The 18,383-nt window shown below is 67.8% G+C and carries 20 protein-coding genes; 12 read left to right on the forward strand and 8 right to left on the reverse strand.

Annotated features, from left to right (window positions below; translation table 11 throughout):
• Window positions 1–118: 118 nt before the first annotated feature.
• Together eda and edd are read right to left on the reverse strand one after the other, a co-directional pair.
• Window positions 119–766, reverse strand: a complete 648-nt coding sequence (gene eda / locus ABZ345_RS13895; protein WP_359847093.1) for a bifunctional 4-hydroxy-2-oxoglutarate aldolase/2-dehydro-3-deoxy-phosphogluconate aldolase — start codon at window positions 764–766, stop codon at window positions 119–121.
• 349 nt (window positions 767–1,115) lie between these two features.
• On the reverse strand, window positions 1,116–2,990 hold the full coding sequence (gene edd, locus ABZ345_RS13900; RefSeq protein ID WP_359847096.1) for a phosphogluconate dehydratase: 1,875 nt from the start codon (window positions 2,988–2,990) through the stop codon (window positions 1,116–1,118).
• Between the two features lie 210 nt (window positions 2,991–3,200).
• Between edd and ABZ345_RS13905 the strand changes: the two genes are divergently transcribed.
• The 4 genes from ABZ345_RS13905 (at window position 3,201) to ABZ345_RS13920 (ending at window position 6,966) form a co-directional block, all read left to right on the forward strand.
• Complete coding sequence (locus ABZ345_RS13905) at window positions 3,201–3,494, forward strand: hypothetical protein (RefSeq protein WP_045309380.1); 294 nt, start codon at window positions 3,201–3,203, stop codon at window positions 3,492–3,494.
• A gap of 86 nt (window positions 3,495–3,580) precedes the next feature.
• Entirely contained in the window at window positions 3,581–4,345 is a 765-nt protein-coding gene (locus ABZ345_RS13910; protein WP_359847099.1) for a hypothetical protein, read from the forward strand.
• Between the two features lie 9 nt (window positions 4,346–4,354).
• Window positions 4,355–6,223: a fumarate reductase/succinate dehydrogenase flavoprotein subunit gene (locus tag ABZ345_RS13915; protein ID WP_359847101.1), complete on the forward strand. Its 1,869-nt coding sequence runs from the start codon at window positions 4,355–4,357 to the stop codon at window positions 6,221–6,223.
• Window positions 6,220–6,966: a succinate dehydrogenase/fumarate reductase iron-sulfur subunit gene (locus ABZ345_RS13920; RefSeq protein WP_359847104.1), complete on the forward strand. Its 747-nt coding sequence runs from the start codon at window positions 6,220–6,222 to the stop codon at window positions 6,964–6,966. Before ABZ345_RS13915 ends, ABZ345_RS13920 begins: the two co-directional genes overlap by 4 nt.
• On the opposite strand, the gene ABZ345_RS13925 is transcribed toward ABZ345_RS13920, so the two are convergent.
• The gene (locus ABZ345_RS13925; RefSeq protein ID WP_359847107.1) at window positions 6,956–7,597 is read right to left on the reverse strand and encodes a response regulator transcription factor; all 642 of its coding nucleotides are present in this window, start codon (window positions 7,595–7,597) and stop codon (window positions 6,956–6,958) included. The two genes, ABZ345_RS13920 and ABZ345_RS13925, sit on opposite strands and share 11 nt — an antisense overlap.
• 135 nt (window positions 7,598–7,732) lie before the next feature.
• Here ABZ345_RS13925 and ABZ345_RS13930 point away from each other — a divergent pair, with 135 nt between their 5' ends.
• From ABZ345_RS13930 to ABZ345_RS13940, 3 genes are read left to right on the forward strand one after another with little or no spacing between them, the layout of a single operon-like run.
• Complete coding sequence (locus ABZ345_RS13930) at window positions 7,733–8,011, forward strand: hypothetical protein (protein ID WP_359847110.1); 279 nt, start codon at window positions 7,733–7,735, stop codon at window positions 8,009–8,011.
• 12 nt (window positions 8,012–8,023) lie between these two features.
• The gene (locus ABZ345_RS13935) at window positions 8,024–8,389 is read left to right on the forward strand and encodes a hypothetical protein (protein ID WP_359847113.1); all 366 of its coding nucleotides are present in this window, start codon (window positions 8,024–8,026) and stop codon (window positions 8,387–8,389) included.
• A complete protein-coding gene (locus ABZ345_RS13940; protein WP_359847116.1) occupies window positions 8,374–8,838 on the forward strand; it encodes a hypothetical protein in 465 nt (154 codons plus the stop codon). The genes ABZ345_RS13935 and ABZ345_RS13940 overlap by 16 nt, the downstream gene beginning before the upstream one ends.
• A gap of 49 nt (window positions 8,839–8,887) precedes the next feature.
• Here the strand turns inward: ABZ345_RS13940 and ABZ345_RS13945 are convergent, their stop codons facing one another.
• From ABZ345_RS13945 to ABZ345_RS13960, 4 genes are all read right to left on the reverse strand, one after another.
• Window positions 8,888–9,757: an amino acid ABC transporter permease gene (locus ABZ345_RS13945; protein ID WP_359847119.1), complete on the reverse strand. Its 870-nt coding sequence runs from the start codon at window positions 9,755–9,757 to the stop codon at window positions 8,888–8,890.
• Window positions 9,754–10,401: an amino acid ABC transporter permease gene (locus tag ABZ345_RS13950; RefSeq protein WP_359847123.1), complete on the reverse strand. Its 648-nt coding sequence runs from the start codon at window positions 10,399–10,401 to the stop codon at window positions 9,754–9,756. The genes ABZ345_RS13945 and ABZ345_RS13950 overlap by 4 nt, the downstream gene beginning before the upstream one ends.
• Window positions 10,402–10,477: 76 nt before the next feature.
• On the reverse strand, window positions 10,478–11,371 hold the full coding sequence (locus ABZ345_RS13955; RefSeq protein WP_359847126.1) for a glutamate ABC transporter substrate-binding protein: 894 nt from the start codon (window positions 11,369–11,371) through the stop codon (window positions 10,478–10,480).
• A 39-nt stretch (window positions 11,372–11,410) separates the two neighbouring features.
• Window positions 11,411–12,139 carry an amino acid ABC transporter ATP-binding protein gene (locus ABZ345_RS13960; RefSeq protein ID WP_359847524.1) on the reverse strand — a complete coding sequence of 243 codons (729 nt, stop codon included), beginning with the start codon at window positions 12,137–12,139 and terminating at the stop codon, window positions 11,411–11,413.
• Window positions 12,140–12,298: 159 nt separating this feature from the next.
• Here ABZ345_RS13960 and ABZ345_RS13965 point away from each other — a divergent pair, with 159 nt between their 5' ends.
• Together ABZ345_RS13965 and ABZ345_RS13970 are read left to right on the forward strand one after the other, a co-directional pair.
• On the forward strand, window positions 12,299–12,973 hold the full coding sequence (locus ABZ345_RS13965) for a response regulator transcription factor (protein WP_359847129.1): 675 nt from the start codon (window positions 12,299–12,301) through the stop codon (window positions 12,971–12,973).
• Between the two features lie 66 nt (window positions 12,974–13,039).
• Complete coding sequence (locus ABZ345_RS13970) at window positions 13,040–14,425, forward strand: HAMP domain-containing sensor histidine kinase (RefSeq protein WP_359847131.1); 1,386 nt, start codon at window positions 13,040–13,042, stop codon at window positions 14,423–14,425.
• Between the two features lie 188 nt (window positions 14,426–14,613).
• On the opposite strand, the gene ABZ345_RS13975 is transcribed toward ABZ345_RS13970, so the two are convergent.
• Window positions 14,614–15,504: a TAXI family TRAP transporter solute-binding subunit gene (locus ABZ345_RS13975; protein WP_359847134.1), complete on the reverse strand. Its 891-nt coding sequence runs from the start codon at window positions 15,502–15,504 to the stop codon at window positions 14,614–14,616.
• An 81-nt stretch (window positions 15,505–15,585) separates the two neighbouring features.
• Here ABZ345_RS13975 and miaB point away from each other — a divergent pair, with 81 nt between their 5' ends.
• Genes miaB through ABZ345_RS13990 form a run of 3 tightly spaced genes read left to right on the forward strand, consistent with a single transcriptional unit; the run spans window position 15,586 to window position 18,363 of the window.
• Window positions 15,586–17,052: a tRNA (N6-isopentenyl adenosine(37)-C2)-methylthiotransferase MiaB gene (gene miaB / locus ABZ345_RS13980; RefSeq protein ID WP_359847137.1), complete on the forward strand. Its 1,467-nt coding sequence runs from the start codon at window positions 15,586–15,588 to the stop codon at window positions 17,050–17,052.
• Complete coding sequence (locus tag ABZ345_RS13985) at window positions 17,049–17,516, forward strand: hypothetical protein (protein ID WP_359847140.1); 468 nt, start codon at window positions 17,049–17,051, stop codon at window positions 17,514–17,516. The genes miaB and ABZ345_RS13985 overlap by 4 nt, the downstream gene beginning before the upstream one ends.
• A gap of 58 nt (window positions 17,517–17,574) precedes the next feature.
• A complete protein-coding gene (locus ABZ345_RS13990) occupies window positions 17,575–18,363 on the forward strand; it encodes a ricin-type beta-trefoil lectin domain protein (protein WP_359847143.1) in 789 nt (262 codons plus the stop codon).
• Window positions 18,364–18,383: the final 20 nt, after the last annotated feature.

Below are 18,383 nucleotides of genomic sequence, written 5' to 3' on the forward strand. Positions count from 1 at the left end.
ACTTTTCATCAAACTTCCGTTAATACGAGACCGGCGTCACCTCCCGTTGGGTGAACAATCCAACGAGGTGGGACGCCGGTCCTGGTATGCGGGAGAAGATCCCGGATGGTGATCTCGGTTACCCGAGGCGGGTGGCCTCCCGGGCGAGGGTCTCGATGCGGTCCCAGTCGCCCTTCGCGAGCGCGTCCTTCGGGGCCAGCCACGAGCCGCCGACGCAGCCGACGTTCGGCAGCGCGAGGTAGTTCGGCGCGGTCTGCGGGGTGATGCCGCCGGTCGGGCAGAACCGCACGTGCGGGATCGGCCCGCCGATCGACTTGAGGTAGTCGACGCCGCCGGCCGCCTCGGCGGGGAAGAACTTCAGCGCGCTGAGCCCGCGCTCGGCCAGCCGCATCACCTCGGACACGGTCGCCGCGCCCGGCAGGTACGGCAGCCCGGTCGCGTCGGCGGCGTCGAGCACCCGCTCGGTCGTGCCGGGCGTGACGAGGAACGCCGCCCCGGCCTTCGCGGCCTGCTCGGCGTGTTCCGGCGCCGTGACGGTGCCCGCGCCGATCACGATCTCCGGCACCTCGCGCGCGACGTTCTCGATCGCGGCGAGCGCGGCCGGGGTGCGCAGCGTGAGCTCGATGACGCGCACGCCGCCGCGCAGCAGCGCCTGGGCGAGCGGCACCGCGTGGTCGGCGTCGTCGACCACGACGACGGGGATGACGGGCGAGAGCGCGAGCAGGTCGGCTCCGGTGCTCGCCGTGGGGTTGTCGCCGTTGGTCACGGTGTCACTCCTTGATCGAAAACCGATATATCGCATGCTGCCACGCGCGCCTCCACGCTATCTCGCCGCCGCTGCCCACCCGCCGGATGCAAAAAACGTTTGCGGACGTCCGCAAAAGACTCATTGCAATGGCGGTCGGACATGGGCGATGGGTGACGTTGGCGGGATGGGGCGGACGGGATGGGGCGGACGGGATGGGCGGGCAAGGCGGGGCGGGCAAGGCGGGGCGGCGAGGCGGGCGCTGCTGCTGCCCTTTGCAATGAGTCTTTTGACGACGTCGTCCAAAGGCTCATTGCTAAGTGGCAGGTCAGCGGGGTGTCGGGGCCAATATATTGGCTGGGGGGGCCGGTTAGTGGTGGGTGACGGGGGCGAAGTGGTCGGCGGTGATGGGGCCGAACACGGTGGCGCCGCGGTCGGCGGGACCGACGGTGCGACGCAGGGCGGCGAAGAGTTCGCGGCCCGTGCCGACCCACTCGCGGCCGGTCGGCGGGAAGTCGACGAGCGGGCGGGAGGCGAGCTCCTCGGCGGTCACGTGGACCTCCAGCGTCCCCGCGGTGGCGTCCAGCCGCACGACGTCGCCGTCGCGGACTCGGCCGAGCGGGCCGCCGACCGCGGCTTCCGGGGTCAGCTGGATGGCGGCGGGGATCTTGCCCGAGGCGCCTGACATCCGGCCGTCGGTGACGAGGGCGACCTTGTAGCCGCGATCCATCAGGACGCCGAGGGGAGGCGTCAGCTTGTGGAGCTCGGGCATGCCGTTGGCCTGGGGGCCCTGCTGGCGGACGACGACGACCACGTCGCGGTCGAGCTCGCCGGCCTTGAAGGCGTCTTGGAACGCCTCCTGGGTGGTGAACACGCGCGCGGGGGCCTCGACGACGTGATTTTCAACAGCCACCGCGGAGACCTTGATGACCGAGCGGCCGAGGTTGCCCGACAGCATGCGCAGGCCGCCGTCGGAGGCGAACGGGTCGGAGGCGGGGCGCAGGACGTCGAGGTCCAGGGAGCGGCCGGGGCCGTCCACCCACACCAGGGAGCCATCGGGCAGCATCGGTTCCTGGCGGTAGCGGTCGAGGCCGTGGCCGACGACGGTGTTGACGTCGGCGTGCAGCAGACCGGCGTCCAGCAGGGTGCCGACGACGAACTGGACGCCGCCCGCGGCCTGGAAGTGGTTGATGTCGGCGCTGCCGTTCGGGTAGACCCGCGCGATCAGCGGCACCACGGCCGACAGGTCGTTGAGGTCGTCCCAGCTCAGCTCGATGCCCGCGGCGGCGGCGATGGCCACCAGGTGCATCGTGTGGTTGGTGGAGCCGCCGGTGGCCAGAAGAGCCACGACGCCGTTGACGACGGCCTTCTCGTCCACGATGTGCGCGATCGGGGTGTAACCCTCGCCTCGGGCCATCTCGACGGCGCGGCGGCCCGCGTACTCGGTCAGGGCGCGGCGCAGACCGGTGCCCGGCGGGACGAACGAGGCGCCCGGCAGGTGCAGGCCCATGACCTCGACGACCATCTGGTTCGAGTTCGCGGTGCCGTAGAACGTGCAGGTGCCGGGGGAGTGGTACGAGGCGGCCTCGGCCTCCAGCAGGTCCTCGCGCGAGGCCTTGCCCTCCGCGTAGAGCTGCCGGACGCGGGCCTTCTCCTTGTTCGACAGGCCGGACGCCATCGGGCCCGCGGGCACCAGGATCGACGGCAGGTGGCCGAACGACAGCGCGCCGATCAGCAGGCCGGGCACGATCTTGTCGCACACGCCCAGCAGCACGGCGGCGTCGAACATCTCGTGCGACAGCGCGACACCGGTCGACATGGCGATGACGTCGCGGCTGAACAGCGACAGCTCCATGCCGTCGCGGCCCTGGGTGATGCCGTCGCACATCGCGGGCACACCGCCCGCGAACTGGGACACGCCACCCACCGCGCGGACCGAGTCCTTGATCCAGGCCGGGTACTCCTGGAACGGCTGGTGGGCCGACAGCATGTCGTTGTAGGAAGAGACGATCGCGACGTTGGACTTGCGCAGGGCTCGAAGCGCGGCCTTGTCGCCGCCGGTGATCCCCGCGAAGCCGTGCGCCAGGTTGCTGCACGCGAAGCCGGACCGGGACGTGCCGTCCTGCGCGGCTGCGGCCACACGTTCGAGGTACACACGACGGGTGTCCGCGCTGCGGGCGGCAATCCTGCGTGTCACCTCTGTCAGTACGGGATGCAGTTCGCTCATGGTGGGTCTCCGGGTCATCACGGGCCGTGGTGGGGCCCTTTCGAGACGACAACGGTGGCGTCCCACGGACGGGCGTGACGCCACACACAGTAAGTCATGGCTGGTCGCCGACACAAAAACGATTCAGTAACTGGGACGGCACCAGTTTTGAATCTTGGCGTGTGGTCCTTGTCACATGGCTTGAGATTGGGCAGAGTGCGGGGCACGACCTTGGAACGGAGGTGTCCCATGACGTCCACGGAGATTGTCGAACTGCGCCGGGTCATCGGTCAGATGCGGCACTGCGTCAGCTCGCTGCGCGCCAAGTACGGCGACGTGGCAGCTGTGCAACGCCTTGCCAACGACGTAGAACGCATGGACATCGACGCCACCGAACTCGTCGATCTCGGCTCCACACCGAGGCAGCGTGAAGCGCCTCAAGTGGAACGCGAGGTCGTGGTCGTGCCAGACACGCCCTACGACGAGTCGCTCTGGAAGGACGCAGACGACGAAGGACTCGGTGGCTACCGCAACCGATCCTGAGCCGACCTGATCACACGGCCCCCGCCTGACGCGGGGGCCGTTCGGCGTTTCTTCCACAACGACGTGGACCCCCAGAAAGGTGAGTAATGGCGAGGGCAGAGATCGCCGCCAGGACTCTGCGCACGGACCGATGGTGGTTGCCGCCGCTGACGACATTCGTCGGCCTGCTGCTCATCTCGATCTACGCGGCGTTCCGCACGTTCCAGGGGGACTACTACTGGGTCGACCAGTACCACTACCTCACACCGATGTACTCGCCGTGCCTCACCGAGGAGTGCCTCCCCGCGGCATCCCACTTCGGTCAGTGGTTCCCGGCGCTGCCCGGCTTCCTCACCCCGCCGGTGATCATCATCCCGTTCCTGCTGGGCTTCCGGATCACCTGCTACTACTACCGCAAGGCCTACTACCGGGCCGCCTGGGCGTCACCGCCCGCGTGCGCCGTGGCCGAGCCGCACAGCAAGTACACCGGTGAGACGAAGTTCCCGCTGATCGCGCAGAACCTGCACCGCTACTTCTTCTACGCGGCCTCGATCCTGCTGCTGATCAACATCTACGACGCGGTCCTCGCGTTCGGCACCGGCGTCGGCCTGGGCAACATCATCCTGCTGGCCAACGTCGCGCTGCTCGGCGCGTACACCCTGTCCTGCCACTCGTGCCGCCACATCGCGGGCGGGCGGCTCAAGCACTTCTCCAAACACCCGGTCCGGTACTGGATGTGGACGCAGATCTCGAAGCTGAACAACCGGCACATGCTGCTCGCGTGGGCCTCGCTGATCTTCGTCTGCCTCACCGACCTGTACGTCGCGCTGGTCGCCTCGGGAACGATCTCCGACCTCCGCTTCATCAACTAAGGAGTGGTTTTGCCCGAGCTGGAAAGGCATTCGTTCGACGTTCTCGTGATCGGCGCGGGTGGTGCCGGTCTGCGAGCCGCGATCGAGGCCCGTGAGCACGGCCTGCGCGTCGCCGTTCTCTGCAAGTCGTTGTTCGGCAAGGCCCACACGGTGATGGCCGAGGGTGGCATCGCCGCCGCCATGGGCAACGTGAACTCGAGCGACAGCTGGCAGGTGCACTTCCGCGACACGATGCGCGGCGGCAAGTTCCTCAACAACTGGCGGATGGCCGAACTGCACGCGCAGGAGGCACCGCAACGGGTCTGGGAGCTCGAGACCTACGGCGCGTTGTTCGACCGCACGAAGGACGGCCGGATCTCGCAGCGCAACTTCGGTGGTCACGAGTACCCGCGTCTCGCACACGTGGGCGACCGCACCGGGCTCGAACTGATCCGCACGCTGCAGCAGAAGATCGTGTCGTTGCAGCAGGAGGACTTCAAGGAGTTCGGCGACTACGAGGAACGCCTGCGCGTGTTCCAGGAGTTCACCGTCACCGACCTCGTGAAGGACGGCGACCGGATCGCCGGCGCGTTCGGCTACTGGCGCGAGTCCGGCCGGTTCGTGATGTTCGAGGCACCGGCGGTGATCCTCGCGACCGGTGGCATCGGCAAGTCGTTCAAGGTCACCTCGAACTCCTGGGAGTACACCGGTGACGGCCACGCGCTGGCACTACGCGCGGGCGCCTCGCTGATCAACATGGAGTTCATCCAGTTCCACCCCACCGGGATGGTCTGGCCGCCCTCGGTCAAAGGCATCCTCGTTACCGAGTCCGTGCGCGGTGACGGTGGTGTGCTGCGCAACTCCGACGGCAAGCGGTTCATGTTCGACTACATCCCCGAGGTGTTCAAGGACAAGTACGCCGACAACGAGGAGGAGGGCGACCGCTGGTACACCGACCAGGCCAACAACCGTCGCCCACCGGAGCTGCTGCCGCGTGACGAGGTCGCGCGCGCGATCAACTCCGAGGTGAAGGCCGGGCGCGGGTCACCCCACGGCGGCGTTTTCCTCGACGTGTCGACGCGTCTGCCCGCCGAGGAGATCCGCAAGCGGCTGCCGTCCATGCACCACCAGTTCAAGGAACTGGCCGACGTGGACATCACCGCGCAGCCGATGGAGGTCGGCCCGACCTGTCACTACGTGATGGGTGGCGTCGAGGTCGACCCGGACACCGGATCCTCTTCCGTGGCAGGGCTTTACGCCGCCGGTGAGGTGTCCGGTGGCATGCACGGCTCGAACCGCCTGGGCGGGAACTCGTTGTCGGACCTGCTCGTGTTCGGGCGGCGAGCCGGGGCCGGCGCCGCGGAATACGTGCGAGCGCTCGAATCGAGGCCGACGGTCTCGGAAGCCATTGTCACCGAAGCGCGGGCCACCGCTTTGGCGCCGTTCCAGCAGGAAGGCGGCGAGAACCCGTACACGCTGCACATGGAGCTGCAGCAGTCGATGAACGACCTGGTCGGCATCATCCGGCGTGCGGGCGAGATGGAAGAAGCGTTGCAGCGCCTGGAGAAGCTCAAGGAACGGGCCCAGTTGCTCACGGTCGAGGGGCACCAGCAGTTCAACCCGGGCTGGCACCTCGCACTCGACCTGCGCAACATGCTGCTGGTGTCGGAATGCGTGGCGAAGGCCGCGTTGCTGCGGACCGAGTCGCGCGGCGGGCACACCCGCGACGACCACCCGGGAATGGACGCGGAGTGGCGGCGGAAGCTCTTGGTGTGCAACGTGGACGGTGACGGTGTGAGCGTCGAGGAGAAGCCGCAGATCCCGATCCGGCACGACCTGCTGGACCTGTTCGACCGCAGCGAGCTGGAGAAGTACCTCACGGCCGAGGAGTTGTCATGAGCTACCAGGGGAAGTTCCGGGTGTGGCGCGGTGACGACTCCGGCGGTGCGCTGGAGGACTTCACCGTCGAGGTCAACGAGGGTGAGGTCGTGCTCGACATCATCCACCGGCTGCAGGCCACGCAGGCACCGGACCTCGCGGTGCGGTGGAACTGCAAGGCGGGCAAGTGCGGCTCGTGCTCCGCGGAGATCAACGGCCGCCCGCGCCTGCTGTGCATGACCCGGATGTCGACCTTCCAGGAGGGGGAGACGATCACGGTCACGCCGATGCGGACGTTCCCGATCATCCGCGACCTCGTGACCGACGTGTCCTTCAACTACACCAAGGCGCGCGAGGTTCCGTCGTTCGCGCCGCCGAAGGACCTGGCGCCGGGCGAGTACCGGATGCAGCAGGTCGACGTCGAGCGCTCGCAGGAGTTCCGCAAGTGCATCGAGTGCTTCCTGTGCCAGAACACCTGCCACGTGGTGCGTGACCACGAGGAGAACAAGGAGGCGTTCTCTGGCCCGAGGTTCCTCATGCGGGTCGCCGAACTGGAGATGCACCCGCTCGACACCGCCGACCGCGTCGACCAGGCGCAGGAGGAGCACGGGCTCGGGCTCTGCAACATCACCAAGTGCTGCAGCGAGGTGTGCCCCGAGCACATCCACATCACCGACAACGCGCTCATCCCGATGAAGGAGCGCGTGGCGGACCGCAAGTACGACCCGATCGTCTGGCTGGGCAACAAGCTGTTCAAGCGGTAGAAGCCTGAGGCACGACCAGCCGGGACTCGTAGGCCATCACGACGGCCTGAGCCCGGCTGGTCAGCCGCAGCTTCGTCATCACGCGGTTGAGGTGCGTCTTCACGGTGCCCTCGGTGACCGTCAGCCTGGACGCGATGGCGGCGTTCGTGAGGCCGGTGCCGACGAGCCGCAGCACCTCGCGTTCGCGGCCGGTGAGCTCGTCCAGGCTCACGGAACCCCACGGCGACACCGCGGTGTCACCCCGCAGATACGCCTCGACGAGCCGGCGCATGACCGTGGGACTGAACTGCATCTCGCCCGACGCCACCGCGCTGATCGCGGCCAGCAGCCGGGCGGGCTCCGACTCCTTCAGCACGAACCCGGCGGCACCCAGGCGCAACGCCTCGTGGACGTACACGTCGAGGTCGAAGGTCGTCAGCACCAGCACCCGTGCGGACGTCGCGGCGCGTTTGAGCGCCACGAGCCCGGGCAGGCGGATGTCGAGCAGGATCACGTCCGGCTGGGACGACTCGGCCAGCCGCACGGCGGTGTCCGCGTCGGCTGCCTCGCCGACGACGGTCAGGTCAGGTGAAACGTTGAGCAACGCGACCAGGCCCGCTCTGAACAACGGCTGGTCGTCGACTACGAGCACGCGCGCCACAATGCCCCTCACTCATGTGACGTCACCGCGGTAGATCCCCCCAACCGGGAGCGTACCGCGAAAGTTGACGGTAGATCCACTGTTCGTGCGACGACCCGGTTCTTCCCCGTCGATACGTTCCGCTGCATGCGCACCGCATCGGCCGACCTGCTCGCCGTCCGCACGATCACCGCCGACGGCTCGGACGTCTACCTGCGTGTCACGGCCAGTCCCGTCGACCTGGAGATCCGCTGGTTGCGCGAGGGCGACCTCCGGGTGGCGGGCAGTCCCGTGCTGTTCCCGGCGGGGGACAGGGCTCGCCGGCGCATCGGGACGAACTTCCGCGCGGGCACCACGTTCTACCTCGCGACTGCGGGCAGTGATCAGGACTGGTGCGGTGTCGTCGACTGGAACGTCTACTCCTGAGGGGAACTCCTGATGAAACGTGCACTCGTAGGTCTGCTCGCCGTGGGCTTCGCGATGCTGTCGGCCGCGCCCGCGCAGGCGGCGTCGACCACGATCACGGTGCCGTTCAAGCACAACCAGATCACGTGGTTCACGACCGCGCGCACGATCACCGTCGCGGGCTCCGACATCGACGCCCAGGTCGCTTACGGCGGCATCATGCAGCTCGCCTGGTACAAGTGCGGCGACCGCAACACGCGGGGCGCGTTCGTGCGGATGGAGGAGACCCGCAAGCACGTGGGCACGAACTTCAGGGCGGGCACCAAGTTCTGCCTCGCGTCGAACAGCCCGTACACGGAGGGCACCGTCGGAGGAACGCTGTGGTGGAGCGGCAACTGATCGCACTGCTCGCGGTGGTTCTGGTGTCCGGTTGTGCGGCACCACCAGCACAACCGGCGTTCGTCGATCAGCAGCAGTACGCGAAAGCCATGCGGGACAGCGCTTCGAATCTCACCTGGCCGGACGGCCGCAGGCCGGACCTCGACGTGCTCGCGGAGAAGTCCGGGCCGGGACCGGACAAGGCACCCGCGGGTAGCGAGCGGATCGTCCTCGAGATGACCAACTCGTGCGCCTGGTACCTCGGCTGGGACGACGCGCGCAAACGCGGCGACCAGGCGGCCGAGAGCAAGGCGCTGAAGGTGATGGACGAGGTGCTGCCGAAGTTCTCACCGGAGGACCCGGACGGGCAGCGCTACGCCCGCCAAGCGGCCGCGAAGGCCAAGGCGGGGGACGGCTCGCTGGCCGCGGACTACGTGGCGAACAACTGCGATTCGGTGCTCTGGAAGTGAGAACGGGGCGTGTCCGATGTGGACACGCCCCGTTCTGTTCCGATCCTGGTCAGCCGGCGGCCGACGCATCCATGAGGACGGGCTTTTCCACGTCGTCCGTGTGGATGACCTTCTTGTTGCGGCGGTTGCGCTTCTCCAGGTAGGTCGCGAGCCACGTCAGCAACAGGCACAGTCCGATGTAGATCGCGGCGACCACGATCATCACCGAGATGATCGGACGGCCGAAGTTCACCGCGTCACCACCGATGCGCGTGCCCCACCGCAGCAGCTCCTCGTACGTGATCAGGAAGCCGAGCGCGGTGTCCTTCAGCAGTACGACGAGCTGGCTGATGATGGTCGGCAGCATCGCCCGCAACGCCTGCGGCAGCAGGACGAACGTCATCACCTGCGTCTTGCGCATGCCCAGCGCGTACGCGGCCTCGCTCTGCCCCTTCGGCAACGAGTTGATGCCCGCGCGGAAGATCTCCGCGAGCACCGAGCCGTTGTAGAGCATCAGGCTGATCACGACCGCCGTGAACGCGCTCAGCTTCACCCCGGCCACGGGAAGGCCGTAGTAGAAGAAGAACATCATGATCACGAGCGGGATCGCGCGGAAGACCTCGACGATCACCGCCGCCGGCACGCGCAGCCACGCGTGGTCGGACAGCCGGGCCGCCGCGAAGATCGCGCCGAACGCGAGGGCCAGCACCGCGCCGACGGCGAACGCGCTGAGCGTGTTGCCGATCGCGTCGACCAGGGAGAGCTGGATCTGCTTGTAGTTGATCCAGTCGAGCCGGCGGGAGGAGAACTGGTCGGTGGCGATGAAGCGCATGACCACGTACACCAGCGCGGCGAGCACCGCGGCGATGCCGATGACGGCCATGATCTTGTGACGTGCGTTGGCCTTCGGGCCGGGGACGTCGAACAGCACCATGCTCATCGGGCCACGCTCCACCGCTTCTCGAAGATCTGCTGCACGTACGTCAGCGGCATGACCAGGATGACGAACCCGAGAGCGACCCACAGGAGTCCGAGCAGGACGTTCTCACCCTGCTCCGCCAGCGACTCGCGGATGTTGCCCGCCTGGACGACGGCGAAGCCGGACGCGACCGTCGTGTTCTTCAGCAACGCGATCATGGTGCTCGTCATGGGCGGCACCACCGAGCGCAACGCCTGCGGCAGCACCACGTTGCCCAGCATCTGCGTGAACGTGAGACCCAGCGCGCGGGACGCCTCGGCCTGGCCGACCGGCACGGTGTTGATGCCCGACCGCACGACCTCGCAGACGAAAGCCGCCGTGTAGAGCGACAACGCCACCACGGCCGCGGTGTAGTTGTCGATCTTGAGGATCTCCAGCAGCGGGTAGGCGAAGACGAAGAACACGAACACCAGCGTCAACGGCGTGTTGCGCAGGACCGTCACGTAGAGCGTGCCGATCGCCCGGAACACCGGCACCGGGCTGACCCGCAACGCCGCGAGCAGCGTGCCCAGCAGCAGCGACAGCACCGCGGCGATCGCGAAGAGTTGAAGTGTCTGCCCGAACAGGCGCAGGAACAGTTCTAGGTTGTTGGTGAGGACGCTCATCGGCTTCCTTGTCGTCCGCTTTCAAAGGAACGGCCGGTGGACCCACGTGGGATCCACCGGCCACGTGAGGAGACCGTCAGTACCGGTCGATCTTCGGCTTCTCCGCGGACGAACCCGACTTGCCCAGGGTGCCGTCGTAGATCTTCTGCCACGTGCCGTCGTCCAGCGACGCCTGCAGGATGTCGTTCACCTTGCCGCGCAGGGCCGTGTCCTCCTTGGGCAGGCCGATGCCGTACGGCTCGCTGGAGAACGTCTTGCCGACGACCTTCAGCTTGCCGTCCTCGGCGGCCGCGTAGCCCTTGAGGATCGCGTCGTCCGTGGTGACCGCGTCGACCTCGCCGTTGAGCAGCTTGGTGACGCACTGCGAGTAGCCCTGGAACTCCTCGACGCTGCCGCCCGGCTCGGTCAGCTTCTCGTCGCGGACGCGCTTGGCCGGCGTCGACCCGGTGACCGAGCAGACCTTCTTGCCCTTGAGGGTGTCCTTGCCGGTGATGTCGGTGTTGTCCTTCTTCACCAGCAGGTCCTGACCGGCGACGAAGTACGGACCGGCGAAGCCGACCTTCTCCTTGCGGCCCGCGTTGATCGTGTACGTGCCGACGTAGTAGTCGACGTCGCCGTTGATCAGCGCCTGCTCACGCGCGGCGGACTGGATCGTCTTGAACTGGATCTTCTCGGGGTCGAAGCCCAGCTTCGCGGAGATCAGGCGCGCGATGTCGATGTCGAAACCGCTGTACTTGTTCGTGGTCGGGTCCTTGTAGCCCAGGCCCGGCTGGTCTTCCTTGACACCGACGACGAGCGTGCCGCGCGTCTTGATCTTCTCGAACGTGGGCGAGCCGTCGACCTTGACGTCCTTGGCGACCTCGAACAGGCCGGCGGGCGTGCCCGAGTCGGTCGGGGTGCCCTCCTTGCCACACGCGGTCAGGGCCAGTGCGCCCGTCAGCAGCACCGCCGCAAGGGTGCGAACCCTCATCGTCCTTCTCCTGCCATTCGTTCGAAAGTGGGCTGACTTCTAGTGAGTCAGGATCTTGCCAAGGAAGTCCTTCGCGCGGTTGGACTTCGGGGCCGAGAAGAACGATTCGGGCGTGGAGTCCTCGACGACCTCGCCGTCGGACATGAAGATCACCCGGTCCGCGGCCTTGCGGGCGAAGCCCATCTCGTGCGTGACGACGAGCATCGTCATCCCGTCCTTGGCCAGGCCCGTCATGACGTCCAGGACCTCCTGGACCATCTCGGGGTCGAGCGCGGACGTGGGCTCGTCGAACAGCATCACCTTGGGCTTCATCGCGAGCGCGCGGGCGATCGCCGCACGCTGCTGCTGCCCACCTGAGAGCTGGGCCGGGAACTTCTCCGCCTGGTTGGCGATCCCGACGCGCTCCAGCAGCTCCATCGCGGTCTTGCGCGCTTCGGCCGCCTGGGTCTTGCGCACCTTCACCGGAGCGAGCATCACGTTCTCGACGATGGTTTTGTGTGCGAAAAGGTTGAAGGACTGGAACACCATGCCGACATCGGCGCGAAGGCGGGCCAGTTCCTTTCCTTCGGCGGGAAGTGGCTGCCCGTCGACCTCGATGAGACCGGAATCAATCGGTTCGAGACGGTTGATGGTCCGGCACAGAGTCGACTTACCGGAACCCGACGGCCCCAGCACGACCACGACCTGCCCCTTCGGGACCTCCAGCTGCACGTTCTTGAGCACGTGAAGCGGTCCGAAGAACTTGTCCACACCCGCCACACGAATCATCGGCGGGGCAGAGGCGGCAGTCATCCAGTCCTCCATTTGGGGTCGTCGGCGTTGGCGGAAACCTAGGTGTCCGCCACCACACCAGTCCAGGACATTGAGCAAGACTTAGGGTCTCAACTCTGTCACAGGCAGACATCGGTTGCCCGGGAGGTAGCGAAAGTGCGCGTGCTGCTCGTCGAGGACGACGACAGGGTCGCCGAGGCCTTGGTCCCAGCCCTGACCAGGAGGGGTTTCCACGTGGACCGGCAGGCCACGGGCCGCGGCACGCTCGACCGCCTCACCGGCGTCGACGTGGTGCTGCTCGACCTCGGCCTGCCCGACATGGACGGCGTGACGCTGTGCCGCGCCATTCGCGCGGCCTCGGACGTCGCGATCATCGTCGTGTCGGCCAGAGGGGAGATCGACGACAGGATCCTCGGGCTGCACGCCGGGGCCGACGACTACCTGGTCAAGCCCTACGACGTGGGTGAGCTCGTGGCCCGCGTGCACGCCGTCCGCCGTCGTCGCGGCGCCGATCCCGTCGGGGTGGGAGCGGTGTCCACGGAGGTGTTCGAGACCGGCGACGTGCGCGTCGACCTGGGACGCCACGAAGTCACCGTGGCGGGTGACGCCGTCGCCCTTTCGCGCAAGGAGTTCCAGGTGCTCGCGCTCGTGATGGCCGCGGGTGGCGCGGTGTGCACGCGGGAGCGGATCCTCGCCGAGGTGTGGGGCCGGACGTGGTCCGGCGCGAACCGCACACTGGACGTGCACGTCGCCACGTTGCGGACGAAGCTGGGCCGGCCGGCCCTGCTGGAGACCGTGCGCGGCGTCGGATACCGGCTGGGGCAGGTGTGATCTCGAATGGGTGATCTTGCGAGTGATCTTGCGGCGGCGTGTCGCCGTGGGGTGAGGTGACGGCTCGTGAGGTCTCGACTGCTGGGCGTCGTGCTCGCCCTGATCGTGCTGGTGCTCGTCGGTCTCGGCGTGCCGCTGGGACGGGGTGTGGCGGCCGCGGAACAGCAGGAGATGTTCCTCGACCGCCTCACCGACACCAGCCGGTTCGCGTCGCTGGCGCAGCGGCCGCTGATCGACGACAAACCGATCCTGCTGCGGGCCGAACTGGAGCGGTACACCGAGCTCTACGACATCGGCGTGGCCGTGGTCGCCCGCGACGCGCCGACGGTCCCGCTCATCGCCTCGCGCAACGACCTGGCGCTCGGCGACAGCGCCGTGCAGGACCTCGTGAGCAAGGCCCTGGCCGGGCGCCTGCCGGTCGCGCCGCCGTTGTTCATGCCTTGGAGTGACACCAGACTGGTGCTCGCCGAGCCCGTTCTGGTCGACGGCGAGGTGCGCGGTGCGGTGATCACGTTCTCGCCGACGACCAAGACGCGGTTCGAGGTGCTGGCGTGGTGGGGTTTGCTGCTCGCGGCGTCGCTTCTGGTGCTGGCCCTGGCGGTGCTGCTGGCGTTGCCGGTGGTGCGGTGGACGTTGCGTCCGGTGCAGGCGCTGGACGACGCGACCGGGAAGCTCCTCGCCGCGGTGGTGTCCGGCCGGCCGGTGCCGCCGGTGGGGGCGGAGAGCGGGCCGCCCGAACTCCGGCAGCTCTCGCGGTCGTTCGACCAGATGGCCGCGAACGTGAGCGATGTGCTTGCCGCGCAACGGGCTTTCGTCGCCGACGCGTCACACCAGCTGCGCAACCCGTTGACCGCGCTGAAACTCCGGCTGTCCAATCTGGAGGGTCACGTCGACGCCGAGGCGGAGGTGCACCAGGTCGAGGCGCTGGGCGAGACGGACCGGCTGAACCGGATCCTCGACGAGCTGCTCGCGATGGCCCGCGCGGAGTCCAGCTCCGTCGACCCGGTGCCGGTCGACGTCGACAAGTCCGTGGCCGCGCGGCTGTCGGCGTGGAACGCGGCCGCGACGGCGAAGGAAGTCCACCTCGTGCTCGACGGTGAACGCGTCGGCATGGCCCTCGCGCCGCCGCGTGGCGTCGAGACGATCCTCGACGCGCTGCTGGACAACGCGTTGAAGTTCACCGCCGAGGGCACGCTGGTCGTCGTCGATGTGCGCAAGGACAACGGCGTCGTGCGGCTGTCGGTCGCGGACCACGGGCCCGGGTTGCAGCCCGACGAGCTCGAGCGGGCGACCGACAGGTTCTGGCGCAGTCCGGCCCATCAGAACGTGGCCGGGTCCGGGCTCGGGCTGTCGATCGTGCGCCTGGTCGTCGAGCGCGTCGACGGCGTCGTCCGCCTGGAGTCGCCCGAGGACGGCGGTCTCAAGGTCGTGATCGAACTGCCGGCCGTCTGATATTCGATATATCGCAGCCAGTATCCAATATATCGCCGAGCGTACTCAATATGTCGCGACCCGGTATCCAGTATGCCGCCGCGCGATATCCAATATATTGGACGGCGATATCCGGTATATTGCGTGCCGATATCCACTGTATCGGCAGGTGATATATGGGATATCGGGTATTGGATATCGGGCGGAAGCTAGACCTTGGCGTCGCGGTAGTAGCGCATGGCGCCGTTGTGCAGCGGCACGGGCGATGTCTCGATCGCGGACCGCTGCTCGATCGTCCGCGCCGCCGAGTGGGCCTTCACCAGCTCGGGCTGGCCCTCGAACAGCTGCCGCACGAGCGCCTCGGCCACGTCGTCGGGCATCGACTCCGTGACGAGCAGGAAGTTGCGCACGACGAGCGTGATGACCGGCCCGGACTGCAGGTTGTAGGTCGAGGCGGGCAGTGTCGCGGACCCGTACACGGGATATTGCCCGCGGAAGGGGCCCAACTCGTCCCTCAGGTCGAGCATCCGCACGCCGAGCTCTTTGGTGAGCTGCGTGATGCGCGTCGTCGGCAGCCCGCCCGACCAGAAGAACGCGTCGAGCTTGCCCTCGGTCATCCACTGGGCGGACTTCTCGAGGTCGAGGTTCAGCCTCTGCGGTGTGACGTGCAGGGAGTCCAGCATCCGGTTCGCGATGATCTCGACGCCCGACTCCTGCCCGCCGACCGACACGCGCAGTCCCGACAGTTCGCTGAGCTTCTTCACCGGCAGGTCGGCGCGCACGATGACCTGCAGGTAGTCGTCGTGCATGCGGGCCAGCGCGCGCAACCGGGAGGAGCCCTCCACCTCCTCGAGCGCGTCCGCCTGGGAGAAGCCGACCTGGGCCTGGTTGTTGACCAGCCGGGTGACGTTGTCCTTGGACCCGGCCGTCGCCACGACCTGGGGCCGCACGATGCCGAGCCGCCCGCTCCAGATGTCCGCGAGGCCGTTGCCGAGCCGGTAGTAGACGCCGCCCTCGCTGCCCGTGGCCATCGTGATCTTGACGTCGTCCAGGGTGCTGCTGCAGCCCGTCAGGACCGTTGCGGCGGTCAACAAGCTCACGGCGGCATGCATTCGTCCCAGCACCTGCGCATCGTGCCACGGGGGCGTTCTACGCTTGCACCCGACGAAAGGTTGGTTGCAGTGACCCGCAGTTACCAGATTCGCACGTTCGGTTGTCAAATGAACGTGCACGACTCCGAGCGGCTCGCCGGTCTGCTCGAGGATGCCGGTTACGCGCGGGCCGCCGAGGACGAGCAGGCCGACGTCGTCGTCTTCAACACCTGCGCGGTCCGCGAGAACGCCGACAACAAGCTGTACGGCACGCTCGGCCACCTCGCCCCGCAGAAGACCGCGAAGCCCGGCATGCAGATCGCCGTCGGCGGCTGCCTCGCTCAGAAGGACCGCAGCGAGATCGTCCGCCGCGCCCCGTGGGTCGACGTCGTGTTCGGCACGCACAACATCGGCTCGCTGCCGGTGCTGCTCGAACGCGCGCGCCACAACGAGGAGGCGCAGGTCGAGATCCTCGAATCGCTGGAGACGTTCCCCTCGTCCCTGCCGGCCACCCGCGACTCCGCCTACTCGGGCTGGGTGTCGATCTCGGTGGGCTGCAACAACACCTGCACGTTCTGCATCGTCCCGTCCCTGCGCGGCAAGGAGAAGGACCGCCGGCCCGGCGACGTCCTCGCCGAGGTCCAGACGCTGGTGGACGAGGGCGTGCTGGAGGTGACGCTGCTCGGCCAGAACGTCAACTCCTACGGCGTCGAGTTCGGCGACAGGCTGGCGTTCGGCAAGCTCCTGCGCGCCTGCGGTGAGATCGACGGCCTCGAGCGCGTGCGCTTCACCTCGCCGCACCCCAAGGACTTCACCGACGACGTCATCGCCGCCATGGCCGAGACGCCGAACGTGTGCCACCAGCTGCACATGCCGCTGCAGTCCGGTTCGGACCGCATGCTCAAGGAGATGCGGCGCTCGTACCGCACCGAGAAGTACCTGGGCATCATCGAGAAGGTGCGCGCCGCGATGCCGGACGCCGCGATCACCACGGACATCATCGTCGGCTTCCCCGGTGAGACCGAGGAGGACTTCCAGGGCACGCTCGACGTGGTGCGCAAGGCCAGGTTCTCGTCCGCCTTCACGTTCCAGTACTCCAAGCGCCCCGGCACCCCGGCCGCCGACCTGCCGGACCAGCTGCCGAAAGCCGTTGTGCAGGAACGGTTCGACCGTCTCGTCGCGCTGCAGAACGAGATCACCCACCAGCTCAACATCGAACAGGTGGGCCGCACGGTCGAGGTCCTCGTCGCGACCGGCGAGGGCAAGCGCGACGCCGAGACGCACCGGATGAGCGGCCGCGCCCGCGACGGACGCCTCGTGCACTTCACGCCCGGCGCCACGGCTCCGCGTCCCGGCGACGTCGTCGAGACCGTCGTGACGTACGCGGCCCCGCACTACCTCGTCGCGGACGGCGAACCGCTGACCTGGCGCCGCACCAAGGCAGGTGACCGTTCCGAGGCGGGCATCAAGCCCAAGACCGCGGGCGTCGGCCTCGGCCTGCCGTCGTTCGGTGCTCCGGCGCCGCTGCCCGCCGTGTCCGGGTGCGCGGCCCAGTGAGCGAAGAGGAGTACCTGCGCAAGGAGATCGACGCGGTGGAGCAGCAGGCGGCCAAGCGCATCGATCCCGGCACCGGCGCGTTGACGATCTCGATCGCGGTGCTGGCGTTGCTGGTGTCTCTGGTGTTGCCGTGGGTCGGTGAGACCACGGGGCTGAGCGTCGTGCTGGGTGAGTCGCCGAGTTTCGTGCCCCGGCTGTTCTCGTTCTTCGCGTTCGGCATCGGCGTCATCGGCTCCGGCATCACGCTCGCGGTGCGCCGCTGGGGTCTGGCGTGGGTGTGCACGCTGGGCCTGTTCGCGGGCTCGGTGACGGGTGTGCTGTCGATCTGGACGCAGCAGACGACGACGAGCAACAAGGCGATCGGACCCGGTCCCGGCGCCGGTCTGATCATCGCCGTGATCGCGGTGATCGTGCTGCTGGTGAAGTGGGTGAGGATCGCGGCTTCCCGGCCGCCCCAGCTGTAATGAACAAGAGCACCTTCCCGATTCCTTTCTCGTCAAATGGGAGTCGAGGTGCACTGGGATGGCCGACGCCACGAACACGACCCAAAACGTCGACGGTGGTGCCGCTCAGATCGGCAACGTCGGCCGCGACGTCAACATCACCTTCGCGCCGAAGCGTTCGTTGCTGCTCCGGATCGCCGCGGTAGCTCTCGCCGTGGTGGTCGCTCTGCTCGTGGTCGTCTCGAACCTGGGCAGCGGCACCAAACCCGCCGGTGTGCTGGCGGCGTCGTCGACTCCGCCACTCGCCTCGACGCTCTCGTCCGCGGAGACGACTTCCGTCCCGGTGACGACCCAGCCGCCCGTTGTGCCCAAGGCTCAGCCGCCGAAGCCGCTCCCGCCGACGGTCCCGCAACAACCCGCGGTCCAGCAGCAGCCGGCGGCCACGAAGCCGGCGAACGACGGACCGGGCTACCTGCTGCCGTCCGGAAACGATCAGAAGGCGATCGACTTCTACGACAACCAGTTCCACGACGCGGTCGTGTGGGACCGGCATCCGCCGGGCACGAACCCCAGCTACCAGCCCCACTGGGTGCGCGAGTTCTCCGAGGGCGTCTTCCGCATCCGCAACGAGCAGGTGAACCGCTGCCTGGAGCCGGTGAACGACCCCGAACGCGGTGACCACGTGGTCGCGAACGTCTGCTCGGGCACCGAAGCGCAGCTGTGGCGCGCGCAGACCACCCAGTACGCGAGCGTGAAGTTCGGCGGCTGCCTCAGCGTCGCGAACAACGGCACGTACGACAACGGCAGCTGGCTCTACATCACGAACTGCACCGGCACCCCGGACCAGCACTGGCGCCTCGTCGCCTGAACACGCGGAAGGCCTCCTCT

Origin of the sequence: Lentzea sp. NPDC005914 (assembly GCF_040629405.1) — a bacterium.
GTDB lineage: Bacteria > Actinomycetota > Actinomycetes > Mycobacteriales > Pseudonocardiaceae > Lentzea.

Excerpts from the sequence above, each read along its gene's own strand:
- edd (WP_359847096.1), bottom strand. The coding sequence starts at position 2,990 with ATGACCCGGAGACCCACCATGAGCGAACTGCATCCCGTACTGACAGAG.
- ABZ345_RS13905 (WP_045309380.1), top strand. The coding sequence starts at position 3,201 with ATGACGTCCACGGAGATTGTCGAACTGCGCCGGGTCATCGGTCAGATG.
- ABZ345_RS13910 (WP_359847099.1), top strand. The coding sequence starts at position 3,581 with ATGGCGAGGGCAGAGATCGCCGCCAGGACTCTGCGCACGGACCGATGG.
- ABZ345_RS13920 (WP_359847104.1), top strand. The coding sequence starts at position 6,220 with ATGAGCTACCAGGGGAAGTTCCGGGTGTGGCGCGGTGACGACTCCGGC.
- ABZ345_RS13930 (WP_359847110.1), top strand. The coding sequence starts at position 7,733 with ATGCGCACCGCATCGGCCGACCTGCTCGCCGTCCGCACGATCACCGCC.
- ABZ345_RS13935 (WP_359847113.1), top strand. The coding sequence starts at position 8,024 with ATGAAACGTGCACTCGTAGGTCTGCTCGCCGTGGGCTTCGCGATGCTG.
- ABZ345_RS13945 (WP_359847119.1), bottom strand. The coding sequence starts at position 9,757 with ATGAGCATGGTGCTGTTCGACGTCCCCGGCCCGAAGGCCAACGCACGT.
- ABZ345_RS13950 (WP_359847123.1), bottom strand. The coding sequence starts at position 10,401 with ATGAGCGTCCTCACCAACAACCTAGAACTGTTCCTGCGCCTGTTCGGG.
- ABZ345_RS13955 (WP_359847126.1), bottom strand. The coding sequence starts at position 11,371 with ATGAGGGTTCGCACCCTTGCGGCGGTGCTGCTGACGGGCGCACTGGCC.
- ABZ345_RS13960 (WP_359847524.1), bottom strand. The coding sequence starts at position 12,139 with ATGATTCGTGTGGCGGGTGTGGACAAGTTCTTCGGACCGCTTCACGTG.
- ABZ345_RS13990 (WP_359847143.1), top strand. The coding sequence starts at position 17,575 with ATGGCCGACGCCACGAACACGACCCAAAACGTCGACGGTGGTGCCGCT.